Genomic DNA, 12,479 nt, shown 5'->3' with positions numbered 1-12,479 from the left:
GGGAGCCGGTGAACATCGCGACCGACGGGCGCAATCCCTCACTCCTGCAGTACGTGCTGCGCGGCGTCGCCTTCCTGCTGGTCCTGCTGGTGATCTTCGTCCTGCTGTTCATGCGGTACCAGGGCACCTTCAGCAAGACGGTGGGCGTGACCGCCGACCTCGTCGACGTCGGTGACGGACTGACCTCCGGCGCCGACGTCCGATACAACGGGCTCATCGTCGGCGCGGTGAAGTCGATCTCGGTCGCCGACTCCGGCGACCAGGTGGACGCCGCGAAGGTCGTCAAGAAGGTCGAGATCGACATCGTGCCCGCGCAGGCCGAGGGCATCCCGGCGTCGGTGACCGCGCGGACCGTGCCGTCGAATCTGTTCGGCGTCAACTCCGTCGAACTGGTCCGGCCCGCCGACCCGGGAACCGAACGACTCTCGGCCGGCGACTCCATCCCCGCCGACAAGTCGCTCGAGACGATCAAACTGCAGGATGCGCAGAACGAGTTGAGCGCCATCCTCGACGCGGTGCCGCCGGAGGAACTAGCCCAGGTGCTCGGCGTCGTCGCCGACGCCCTCAAGGGTGGCGGTTCGGTGTTCGGCTCGTTCGTCGGCGTGCTGCGCAACTACTTCGACTCGATCAACGCCCAGTTCCCTCCGGGGGCGCCTCCGGGTTTCGACAACTTCGACGCCGCGATCAGCGGTCTCGCCGAGTCCTCGCCGGAACTGCTCGACGCCCTGGGGCGCAGCGTGATCCCGGCGGTGACCATCGCCGAGAAGCAACGCGATCTCACGGCCCTGCTGTCCGGCAGCCAGGGGCTGCTCGACCAGACCCAGTTGATGTTCGCCCGCAACGGAAACGGCGGTCAGCGACTCGTCACCGACCTGAACCGCATGCTCGGGGCCACGGTTCTCGAACCGAACTCGCTGCCGCAGGCGGTCGTCGCGCTCAACAACCTGGCAGCTCGGGTCCTCACGGTCTTCACCGGCACCAACGGTCGCGTCCAGCTCAACATCGGTGTCAGCTTCGGTGCGTTCGTCCGCTACACCCGGCAGAACTGCCCGGTGTACAACGGCGGTCCGTACGGCACGCTGCGCGGACCGGGCTGTGTCGGGCCGGGAACCGGAACCGGACCGACGATGTCCGGTCCGTTGCAGATCTATCCGTCCGACGGCATGCGCAAGAACCGTCCGGTGGGCATGGTGACCACCCACTCCGACAACAAGACCCTCGGCGCGGTGCTGCGTCGGGAGCCGTCGGCCGCCGACACGATCATGCTCGGACCGCTGGTCCAGTCCATCGATGCACGTGATGCTGCCACCGACCAGGGAGGGGGACGATGAGCGCGGCCTCGGGTTCGATCCGCAAACCGTTGATCGGCTTCACGATCTTCGGTCTCGTCGCGTTGCTCGTGACGTACGTGATCTTCTCGACTCTCGAACGTTCGGTGTCGGGATCGACGAACAACTACACGACGTTCTTCACCGACGCCTCGGGCCTCGCCACCGGCGACGACGTCCGCATGGCCGGTGTCCGCGTCGGCCGCGTCCAGAAGATCGAACTCGACAACGGGCGTGCCCGAGTCGAATTCGAGGTGCAGAACGACCAGCAGGTGTACACCAACACCCGGGCGGCGATCCGCTATCAGAACCTCATCGGGCAGCGATACCTCAACCTGACCCTCGTCGACGGCCGCGACAGCAAGCCGCTGTCGCCCGGGTCGACGCTCGAACTGCCGTCCGAGGACTCCTTCGACGTCACCAAGCTGCTCGCCGGTTTCCAGCCGGTGTTCGAAACCCTCGATGCCGAGCAGGTCAACGCACTGTCGCAGGGTCTTCTCGAAGCATTCCAGGGCAATTCGGTCTCGCTGAGCTACACGGTCGCCGAGGTGGGCCGCCTCGCCGAGGACACCGCCAACCGCGACATCGTGATCGGTGCGATCATCAACAACCTGAGCACCGTCATGCGTGACCTCTCACGTCAGGGCGGTCAGCTCGGCACCGTCATCGAGTCGATGTCGAAACTGATCGCGAACCTCAACTCCAACTCGGCGGCGTTCGGCAGCGCGGTCTCCGACATCGGACGCACCGCAAGCGGTTTCGCCGACGTCCTGACCCGCAGCCGGGACAGTCTCGCCGCCGCCGCGACCGACGGGCGCATCGCCACCAACACGCTCATCCAGAACGGCTCCAAGCTCGACCGGATGGCCGTGGACGCGCCGATCTTCCTCGGTCACTTCCCGCTCGTACTCGGAGAGGGTGCGTACCTGAACATCTATGCCTGCGACCTCGACGTCGCGATCGGTGATGTCCTGCTGCCGCCGGGGATCTTCAACAAGATCGGTGGCACGAATCATTCGGTGGTGTGCCGATGAACTGGTTCCGCAAGAACTTCCGCAGCAACACCCGGATCTGGTACGGCGTGATCGGCGCGGTCGTCATCGTCGCCCTCCTGTTGGGCGTGACGGCATTGGCCGGAGCACATCTCGGGAAGCAGACGCTGACCGCGGATTTCGCCCAGGCCGGCGGGATCCGTCCGGGGGACAAGGTTCGGGTGGCCGGCGTCGACGTCGGTGAGGTCACCGGTACCGAGCTCGCCGGTCAGCATGTCGCGCTCACCATGAAGGTCGACAACGACGTCAAGGTGACGAAGAACGGCATGGCCGAGATCAAGATGTCGACGCTGCTCGGTCAGCGCTACGTCGATGTGTCGCTGGGGGATTCGCCCGAAGCGGCGCCCGACGGCCACATCGAGCGGACCGCGGTGCCCTACGACCTGAACCGCACCATCGAAGAAGGTGCGCCGATCCTGACCGGCATCGACGACCAGACCCTCTCGCAGAGCATCAGCACGCTCAACCGTCAGCTCGCCGGTGTCCCCGCGATCACCAAGCCGACGTTCGAGGCGCTGACACAGATGTCGGAGGTCATCACCAACCGCAAGGACCAGATCAACCAGCTGATCGCCGACACCAAGACGATCACCAACATCGTCAACGACAACCAGGCGCAGCTCGCGGTGATCGTCGGCCAGGGCCGCGACCTGACCCAGAAGATCGTCGCCCGTGAAGAACTGGTGACACGCCTGCTCGACGGCATCGCCGAACTGACCGAACAGGCCAGCGCGGTGGCGGGGGAGAACGCCAACCAGTTCGCGCCGATCATGGCCAACCTCAACACGATCACGCAGGGCCTCGAGAAGAACCGCAACAACCTGCGCAAGCTGCTGGAGATCCTGCCCGTGACGGCTCGAATGACCAACAACATCATCGGCGACGGTCCGTACGCGAACGGCTACCTGCCCTGGGGCATCTTCCCGGACAACTGGCTGTGCCTGGCCCGGGTGGTGGACGGATGCTGAACCCGCAGAAGCTGCGTCGCTCGACGCTCCTCGTGTGCATCTCGCTGCTCGGCGTCCTGGGCCTGTCCGGATGTTCGATGATCCCGGGCAGCTGGAAGGCCGCCTTCGGGCAGGCGATCGAGGTCACCGCGTACTTCGACAACGTCGCCGGCCTGTACGTCAGCAACGACGTCGCGGTGCTCGGCATGCCGGTCGGCCAGGTGACATCCGTGGAGCCGCAGGGTGATCGGGTCAAGGTCACCATGACCATCGACAACGACGTGCCGGTGCCCGCCGACGCGACGGCTGCCATCGTCAACACCTCCATCGTGACCACGCGTCACGTCGAGCTCACCCCCGCCTACGAGGGCGGACCCAAGCTCGAGGACGGTTCGGTGCTGAAGCAGACCAAGGCCCCGGTCTCGGTCGGCGAACTGTTCGACGCGATCGACGGTCTCGTCGTGGGCCTGAAGGGGGAGGGCCCGGGCCCGGGACCCCTCGCGGACATGATCGACATCACCTCGGGCATCGCCACGGGCAACGGCGAGGAGATCCGCGCCGCCCTCGACCAGCTGGGCCAGGCGTCGAACGTGATCTCGGGCAACAGCGATGCACTCGTCGACATCATCGAGACCATCGAGGCCCTGAGCACCACGCTGGTGAAGAACTACCCGAAGATGACGGCGTTTTCGAAGTCGGTCAACGAGGTGTCCGAGCTGCTCGGCGCGCAGTCGCCCGGTCTCGTGGCGACCATGCGCAACCTGAACCAGACGCTGCAGAACACCACCGCGTTCCTGCAGAACAACACCAACACGATCTCGGTCTCCTTCGACCGGCTCGCCGCACTGACCGCGAATCTGAGCGACTACTCGCGGCAGGTGGTCGAGACCATCGACGTCGGTCCGCTGCTCTTCCAGAACCTGAGCAACTCGATCTCCGCCGAGCAGGGCGCCTGGCGCGCACAGGTTCTGCTCGACAAGTCGCTCGTCGACAACGAACTGCTCGCCAAGTTCTGCGAGGCGATCAACCTGCAGAAGGACGGCTGCCGCACGGGCAAGCTGAAGGACTTCGGCCCGGACATGGGCATCTACTCCGCGATGCTGGAGCTGACGAAATGAGAGCGGTGACAAGCGCTTCCCTGCGCGGCACGGTCGCCGGACCGGCACGACGCCGCTCCCGCGCGCGACGTGGCGCGGTGACCGCGTTGCTGCTCAGCGCCCTGATGGGACTCACCGGCTGTGGCGTGCTGCCCGGTCTGACCGTCGAGCAGATCCCACTGCCTGCTCCCGGCGGCATCGGCGACTCCATCCGGCTGACGGCGAACTTCGACAACGCCCTGAACCTGCCGACCCGCGCCAAGGTGAAGCTCAACGGCACGGACGTCGGGCAGGTCGACACCATCGTCGCCAAGGACTACTCCGCCATCGTCACGATGGACGTCAGCAAGAAGACCAAGCTGCCGGTGGGCACGGGAGCCGAACTCCGCCAGGCGACCCCGCTCGGCGACGTGTTCGTGGCGCTGCTGCCGCCGCCGAACGCGCCGAAGGGATTCATGACCGACGGCGACACCCTGACCGGACCCACCTCCGCGGCGGCGACGGTCGAGGACCTGCTCATCGGCATGAGCGGTGTGGTCGACAGCGGTTCGCTGAACTCGCTCACCGTCATCCTCACCGAACTGAGCTCGGCGGTGGCGACCAATCCGTCGGACCTCAACGGCGCCATCCGCGGTCTGACCACCGGCATCCGCAAGCTCAACCAGAGCTCGGCACAGGTCGACCGGTCGCTGGCGAACACCCGCATCCTGACCGGCCAGTTGTCCGACGGACGGGCCCAGATCATGGCGTCGATCAACAAACTCGGCCCGGCGCTCGAGTCGCTGAACGGCCAGATCGGCTCGATCCTGACCACTCTGGACAAGACCCAGCAGGTGACCGCGGCGACCAACGACTTCCTCCGCACCGACCAGGACAACCTGGTCGAGATGCTCGGTCATCTGTCGACCGTTCTCGCCGGTCTGCGGCAGGCTGCGGGTCCGCTCGGTTCGCTGGCCGACAACCTGCACACACTGACCCCGAAGTGGATCAAGTCCACGCCGGGTAGTGCGGCCGCCCTGTCGGCGAAGGTGTACTGGCTCAACCCGGGCGTCGGATTCGACGCGGCGAGCAGGCTTCCCGAGCTCGAAGACGTCGATTCGGGTTCGGCTGCGCTCCAGCAGACCGTCGCCCGACTGCTGGCCCGACTCACCGGAACCAAGGGGTGCTGCGGATGAGCGGCGTATTCGGTTTCCTCCGCAAGCACTCGGTGCTCGTCGGCAACATCGGGCTCGTGCTCGTGATGGTCCTCGGCCTCGGCTACCTGTCGCTCGGCACGTTGCGCTGGGAACCGTTCGCGGGCAAGTACGGACTGACCATCGAGTTCCCGATCTCCGGCGGCCTGCAGGAGACCTCCGGGGTCACGCTGCGGGGGGCGCGGATCGGCGAGGTCGACACCATCCGGGTCGAACCCGAGTCGGTGACGGTGAAGGTGAAGGTCGACGACCGCTACAAGATCAACCGCGACACCACCGTTGCGGCGCTGGGACTGTCGGCGGCCGGCGAGCAGTACGTCGACTTCCAGCCGACCACCTCGGAGGGGCCGTATCTGAAGGACGGCGATGTGATCAAGGCCGGCCAGACCAAGGTCACCGTGCCGTTCTCCGATCTTCTCGAGTCCGCGCTGGAACTCATCCAGCAGATCGACCCGGCTCAACTCCGCTCGGCCGTGGACAATTTGAAGATCGCGCTCTACTCCGAGGACGGCACCAACGATCTCGAGGTCCTGTTCGACTCGGGCGGAACGATCTTCGCCCGGCTCTACACCGCGTTGCCCGAGACGACGAAGCTGATCCAGAACGCGGGCACCATCTTCAAGACGACCGCCGACATCCAGCCCGACTTCGGGACCACCGTGTCGGGGCTGAGCGACCTCATCAACGCCGCCGCAGCCTCCGACAAGGAGCTGCGCACGCTGCTCGATCGCGGTCCGTCGCAGATGACCAGCCTCGCCGGTTCGATCAATCAGCTGACCGATCCGGTGACCGATGTGATGAAGCAGTTCCTCGACATCGCCGAGCAGGGTGCGCTGCGTGCACCGGCCCTCGCGACGCTGATGCCGTCGATCCGGGACGCGAGCATCAAGAGCCTCACCATGTTCCACGACGGCGCCTGGTGGGCGTTCGGTTCGGTGTACCCGCGACCGAGTTGCAACTACCCGGTCACCCCGCGTCGGCCCACCCAAGTCCTCGAGCTGACCATCCCGACCAATCTGTACTGTGTGACCGAGGATCCGAACCAGCAGATCCGTGGCTCGGCCAACGCACCACGACCGCCGGGCGACGACACCGCAGGGCCGCCACCAGGTTACGACCCGAACGCCCGCACGGTGCCGCTCGACAAATGACGACCAGACAAGTTGCGTGACCTGTAGATGACAGACCCTGAGAAGCCAGATCTCGAGAAGAAGACCGATCTCGAGCCGACCGTGACCGACGACGAGACCAGCACCGAGAAGGCGGCCACCGGTGCCGCCGTGACCCCGCGCGGGAAGTCTGCGCGCCGCACCGGTTCCGGTGCCGTGGCGAACGAACCCGCTCCCGAACCGCAACCCGCGGCGGGGAAGAAGGAGTTCTCGCTGACGGTCACCGCGAGCGGGATCAAGCGGGCACTCGGCGCCCTCGTGATCGTCGCCCTGATCGCGGCCGTCGGATTCCTCGGCTGGCGGACCTACACCCTGCAGCGGGAGGACGCGGCCTTCGCCGACGCGAAGACCGCCTCGGCGGACTTCGTCACCAAGCTCGTGACAACCCTCAACGCCGACAACGCGGGCAACTCCAAGGAACTGCTCGGTCCGCTGTCGACCGGGGAGCTACGCAAGCGTCTCGAGCAGGAGCGCGCGGACACCGAGCAGAACGTCGAGGCCCTCAAGATCGAGGTGTCGTCGAAGATCAGCGTCGTCGCGGTGGAGACCGTCGACAAGGACTCCGCGAAGACGGTCGTGATGGCCGAGGTGACCGGCCGAAGCGTCAAACTGCCCACCGGCGGAACCAGTCTCATGGTGTTCCGGCTCGATCTGGACAAGGAAGACGGCAAGTGGCTGGTCTCCAAGGTCGACGGCCCGCCCGGTAGCCCCAGTGGTCAGATCGATCCGTCGCAGTCGTTGCCCGGTGCCGGTGGCGCACCCGCGCCGCAGCCGAGTCCGGCACCGGCGCCGGCAGGTTAGCCATCCTCAGTCGCGGACGAGGATCGCGACCGGGTGGTCGGCGCGCACGGCGTTCAGGTCGACCGTCGCGTCGTGGACTGTTCCGGTCCGGACATCGCGCCAACGAGCGCCGCGCGGCAGCTCGATGACGGTCTCGGCCGCCGATTCGGGCTTGAGGCTGTGGGTGAACCGTGCGGTGACCACGACGACCTCGGGTGCGTCCTCGGCCCCGCGGCTGAAGGCGATCGCGTGATCGGAGGCCGGACCGTCGACCGGCAGGCGGTCGTACGTACTCGCCGGACCGAAAGCCTCGGGATGCCCGGCGCGGACTCCGAGTGCGGTCCGCACGAGCTCGGCCTTCGGATGTTCCAGGGACCGACCGAAATCCACCGGCCGCCGGTTGTCCGGGTCGACGAGCGAGTCCTCCCACCATTCGGTGCCCTGATAGATGTCCGGGACGCCGGGTCCGAGAAGAGCGATGGCCTTGCGCGCGAGCGCTTCCTGCTCGAAGGCCGGGGTGGTCCGGTCGATCAGCTCGCGAACCGCGGTTGCGATCGGTTCGGTGGTGACCTGGTCTATCCACCGCTCGATGGCCTCTTCGAACTTCTCGTCGACCTCGGTCCACGTGGTCCTGAGTCCGGCCTCGCGGCAGGCCTTGCGTGCGTACTCGACGATGCGCGCACGCAGTTCGTCGGTGACCTCACCGTCGAGCGGCCACACGCCGAAGATGTTCTGCAGCAGGAAATAGCACGCCAGGTTGTCCGGGATGTCGGTCCCCAGCCAGACGCGTTCGATCAGGAGCGACCAGCGTTCGGGGACCTGGGAGAGGACGGCGATCCGGGCGCGGACGTCCTCGCCCCGCTTGGTGTCGTGCGTCGACGTCGCGGTCATCGCCAGCGGCCAGTGGCGGGCACGTTCGGCGTTGTGGTCGTGGAACTCGTTGAGCGACACCGCCGGGTTCGCCGGATCGCCGCCCACCTCCTGCGCCGACACCAGGCGGGCCGTGCGGTAGAACAGGCTGTCCTCGACGCTCTTCGCGGTCACCGCACCACAGGTCTGCGCCAGCCGTGAGGCCGCGGCACCGGGACTCCGGGTGGCGCGCATGATGGCATCGAGTGCTCGTGTCAGCGAGGGGTTCTCGGCGGCGATCCGCACGGCGGTCGTCTCCAGGCGCGACCGCAGGGACGGATAGTCGGCTCGGTAGACACCGAGCGCGGCGATGAGCTCGGCGCATGCATCGGCGATGGCATCGGAATCGGCCGCCGGGTCGGAATGGGTGATCGTCCGCACGAGTCGTCGGAGTTCGGTGGGGAAGGACTCGCGCAGCGTCGTCAGTTTGCGCTGATGTTCCACCGATGCGAACCACGTTGCGTCGCCGGTTTCCCCGGTGATGTGCTCGTTGAGCTCGGTAAGCTGGACGACGCCCGACGGTGCCACGAACAAACCGTCGATGATCCGCAGCTGGTCGTAGCCGGTGGTGCCCTCGACCGGCAGCGTCGGTTCGAGAGGCTCATCCGGGGCGAGGATCTTCTCGATGTAGATCAACCGGTCGTCGCCGACGTCGGTGCGCAGTGTGCGGAGGTACTGCTGGGGGTCCCAGAGTCCGTCCGGATGATCGACGCGCACACCGTCGATGAGGTCCTCGGCGATGAGCTCTCGCAGCCAACCGTGTGTGGCCTCGTAGACCGCGGGGTCCTCCTGCCGGAGGCCGGCGAGCTCGTTGACGGTGAAGAACCGGCGGTATCCGATGAGGCCGCTGTTCCACGGCACGAGCTTGTAGTGCTGGCGCGCATGGACTTCCGCGGGGCTCCCGTCACCGGTCCCGGGGGCGACGGGGAAGGCGTGATCGTAGTACCGCAGGTTGCCCTGCTCGTCGATCTTGAGTGGACTCAGGTCGCCGTCGGCGGCGACGACCGGTAATGCGATCTTGCCGTCGGCACCGTTGTCCGCGCTGAGATCGACGTCGAAGTACGACGCGTAGGGTGACCGGGCGCCGTGACGCAGCAGGTCCGCGAACCACGGGTTGGCGAGCGCATCCGCCACCCCGGTGTGGTTGGGAACGATGTCGACGATGATGCCGAGCCCGCGATCGGTTGCCGCCCGGCGTAGTTCACGCAGACCGTCGATGCCCCCGAGGACTTCGGAGACGGCGGGCGGCGGGAGCCAGTCGTAACCGTGGATGGACCCGGCCGCGGCCGTGCCGATGGGGGACAGGTAGACGTGACTGACCCCGAGGTCGGCGAGGTGATCCAGTGTCGCGGTGACGTCGGTGAACCCGAAGTCGCCGTTGAGCTGGAAGCGGTAGGTGGCCCGCGGCGTCGGACGTGTGTTCATCGTGTCTGTGTCCGCTTCTCTCAGGATGTCGCCCGCAGCACGAGCACCGAGCGGCCGCCCACCGTCACCGAATCACCGGCTGCGGCAGTCAGATCCGAGTCACCGGTCGGGTGGGTCGTGTCGAGTTCGCCGACCCACTCGGAGCCGTACTGCTCCGGCGGTAGATGGAACTCGATGGGTTCGTAGTGGGCGTTGAAGCAGATGAAGAACGAGTCGTCGACGACCCACTCGCCCCGCTCGTCCTTCTCGCCGAGACCCTTCCCGTTGAAGAACACCGCGAGGCTCTTGCCGAAGCCGCTGTCCCAGTCCTCGGACGTCATCTCCACCCCGGCGGGGGTGAGCCACGCGATGTCCCGGGACTGATCGCCCCATCGGATCGGCTTGCCGCCGAAGAATCGTCGGCGACGGAACACCGGATGCGCGGTGCGCAGCGCGATGGCCTTGCGGGTGAACTCCAGCAGATCGGCGTTCTCTTCGGCGAGAGACCAGTCCACCCAGGACAATTCGGAGTCCTGGCAGTACACGTTGTTGTTGCCCTGCTGGGTGCGCCCGATCTCGTCACCGTGGGCCAGCATCGGCGTGCCCTGCGACAGGAACAGCGTCGCCAGGATGTTGCGCTGCTGCCGGGCACGCAGGGCGTTGATCTCGGGATCGTCGGTCGGGCCCTCGACGCCGCAGTTCCAGGAGCGGTTGTGGCTCTCGCCGTCGCGGTTGTCCTCGCCGTTGGCCTCGTTGTGTTTCTCGTTGTACGACACCAGGTCACGCAGGGTGAAACCGTCGTGGGCAATGACGAAGTTGATGCTCGCGAGCGGGCGCCGGCCGGTCGCCTCGTAGAGGTCCGACGATCCGGTGAGCCGGGAGGCGAACTCGCCTAGCGTCGACGGCTCGCCGCGCCAGTAGTCGCGCACGGTGTCGCGATACTTCCCGTTCCACTCGGTCCACAACGGCGGGAAGTTGCCGACCTGGTAACCGCCCTCGCCGATGTCCCACGGCTCGGCGATCAGCTTCACCTGGCTCACCACCGGATCCTGTTGCACCAGATCGAAGAACGCCGAGAGGCGGTCGACGTCGTGGAGCTCGCGGGCCAGGGTCGAGGCGAGATCGAAGCGGAAACCGTCGACGTGCATCTCCAGGATCCAGTAGCGCAACGAGTCCATGATGAGTTGCAGCGTGTGTGGATGCCGACCGTTGAGACTGTTGCCGGTACCCGTGTAGTCCATGTACATCTCGGGGTTGTCGTCCACGAGACGGTAGTAGGCGGCGTTGTCGATCCCGCGGAACGACACCGTCGGCCCGAGGTGGTTGCCCTCGGCGGTGTGGTTGTAGACCACGTCGAGGATGACCTCGATGCCGGCGTTGTGGAACTCGCGCACCATCGCCTTGAACTCGGTCACCGCACTCGCGGGCTGATCGGGATTCGACGAGTACTCGATGTGCGGGGCGAGGAAGCCGAAGGTGTTGTATCCCCAGTAGTTTCGTAGGCCCTGGTCGCGGAGGGTGAAGTCCTGCATGAACTGGTGCACCGGCATCAGTTCGATCGCCGTGATCCCCAGCGACTTCAGATGGTCGATGATCACCGGATGACAGAGGCCCGCATAGGTGCCGCGCAGGTTCTCCGGCACGCCGGGATGGGTGGCGGTCATGCCCTTGACGTGGGCCTCGTAGATGACCGTCTGGTGATAGGGACGGTTGGGCGACCGGTCGTTCTGCCAGTCGAAGTACGGGTTGATGACCACCGAGACCATCGTGTGTCCCAGCGAGTCGAGCCCGGGCATCGGGTACTCAGGGGCGGGCTCGATCTCCGGAAGAGGCTCGAGCTCAAGCGGTTCCGCATCATCGGTGGCTTCGGTGCCGGCGTCGTCGTCGGCGGCTGCATCGCCGGCGGAGGCAACGCTCGCGGCTTCGGTGTCGCCGGCTTCGGCGACCACCTCATCGGCGTCGGTGTCCTTGGGGTCGTTCTCGCTGGCCGCGTTGCCGCCCTCCGTATCGCCGCCCTCGGTTTCGCCGGTGTCCGCCGCAGGCTCTTCGCCGGAGTCCTCGGTCGAGGCCTCGGCGTCGTCGGGGGTCGGCAGCGGATAGGAGAACAGCGAGGCGTCGCCGTCGAAGTCGCCGTGGAAAGCTTTGCCGTACGGGTCGAGAAGCAGTTTGCTCGGGTCGCATCGCAGTCCCCGCGCAGGGTCGTAGGGGCCGTACACGCGGAAGCCGTAGAACTGTCCCGGCACCACGTTCGGCAGGTAGCAGTGCCAGCAGTAACCGTCGACCTCTTCGAGCCGGATACGCCGTTCCTTGCCGTCCCGATCGATGAGGCACAGCTCGACGGCCTCGGCGACCTCGGAGAACAGCGAGAAGTTCGTTCCCGCACCGTCGTATGTCGCTCCGAGCGGATACGGGGTACCCGGCCACACCGGGATGGGTGCGGGTTCGGGTTCGACGAGCGCATCGGCCTGGACCGGGTCGTCCGGCATGGGCACCGGCGGGGTGTCGGTCGTGCTCGGGTCCGGTTGTTCACCCTCGGTCGGCGAAGCGTTACTGCCCACCTGCGGAGACGACGTCATGGGTCGACCCTAGTCGTGTTGCGT

Annotated in this window: 9 protein-coding genes; 7 read left to right on the top strand and 2 right to left on the bottom strand. The window is 66.5% G+C overall.

The annotated features are described in order from the left end of the window. Positions 1-8 precede the first annotated feature (8 nt). Genes OK17_RS13480 through OK17_RS13450 form a run of 7 tightly spaced genes read left to right on the top strand, consistent with a single transcriptional unit; the run spans position 9 to position 7,587 of the window. The gene (locus OK17_RS13480; protein ID WP_461417739.1) at positions 9-1,331 is read left to right on the top strand and encodes an MlaD family protein; all 1,323 of its coding nucleotides are present in this window, start codon (positions 9-11) and stop codon (positions 1,329-1,331) included. Beyond that, positions 1,328-2,362 (top strand): MCE family protein, encoded by a 1,035-nt coding sequence (locus tag OK17_RS13475; RefSeq protein ID WP_232719154.1) that lies wholly within the window; start codon positions 1,328-1,330, stop codon positions 2,360-2,362. The genes OK17_RS13480 and OK17_RS13475 overlap by 4 nt, the downstream gene beginning before the upstream one ends. Beyond that, a complete protein-coding gene (locus OK17_RS13470; protein WP_461417738.1) occupies positions 2,359-3,348 on the top strand; it encodes an MCE family protein in 990 nt (329 codons plus the stop codon). The genes OK17_RS13475 and OK17_RS13470 overlap by 4 nt, the downstream gene beginning before the upstream one ends. After that, positions 3,342-4,445, top strand: coding sequence for an MCE family protein (locus OK17_RS13465; protein ID WP_232719152.1), 1,104 nt, complete (start codon positions 3,342-3,344; stop codon positions 4,443-4,445). Before OK17_RS13470 ends, OK17_RS13465 begins: the two co-directional genes overlap by 7 nt. Next, the gene (locus tag OK17_RS13460) at positions 4,442-5,599 is read left to right on the top strand and encodes an MlaD family protein (RefSeq protein ID WP_269785235.1); all 1,158 of its coding nucleotides are present in this window, start codon (positions 4,442-4,444) and stop codon (positions 5,597-5,599) included. The genes OK17_RS13465 and OK17_RS13460 overlap by 4 nt, the downstream gene beginning before the upstream one ends. After that, the gene (locus OK17_RS13455; RefSeq protein WP_232719150.1) at positions 5,596-6,768 is read left to right on the top strand and encodes an MlaD family protein; all 1,173 of its coding nucleotides are present in this window, start codon (positions 5,596-5,598) and stop codon (positions 6,766-6,768) included. Before OK17_RS13460 ends, OK17_RS13455 begins: the two co-directional genes overlap by 4 nt. 27 nt (positions 6,769-6,795) lie before the next feature. Continuing rightward, positions 6,796-7,587, top strand: coding sequence for a hypothetical protein (locus tag OK17_RS13450; protein WP_232719149.1), 792 nt, complete (start codon positions 6,796-6,798; stop codon positions 7,585-7,587). A 6-nt stretch (positions 7,588-7,593) separates the two neighbouring features. On the opposite strand, the gene treY is transcribed toward OK17_RS13450, so the two are convergent. Together treY and glgX are read right to left on the bottom strand one after the other, a co-directional pair. Further along, positions 7,594-9,900 (bottom strand): malto-oligosyltrehalose synthase, encoded by a 2,307-nt coding sequence (gene treY / locus OK17_RS13445; RefSeq protein ID WP_461417737.1) that lies wholly within the window; start codon positions 9,898-9,900, stop codon positions 7,594-7,596. A 20-nt stretch (positions 9,901-9,920) separates the two neighbouring features. Further along, the gene (gene glgX / locus OK17_RS13440; RefSeq protein WP_232719167.1) at positions 9,921-12,365 is read right to left on the bottom strand and encodes a glycogen debranching protein GlgX; all 2,445 of its coding nucleotides are present in this window, start codon (positions 12,363-12,365) and stop codon (positions 9,921-9,923) included. Positions 12,366-12,479 lie beyond the last annotated feature (114 nt).

The organism is Gordonia sp. GN26 (genome assembly GCF_054823965.1).
The sequence above is the reverse complement of the archived record's forward strand: the minus strand, read 5'-3'. Positions and strand labels throughout refer to the sequence as shown.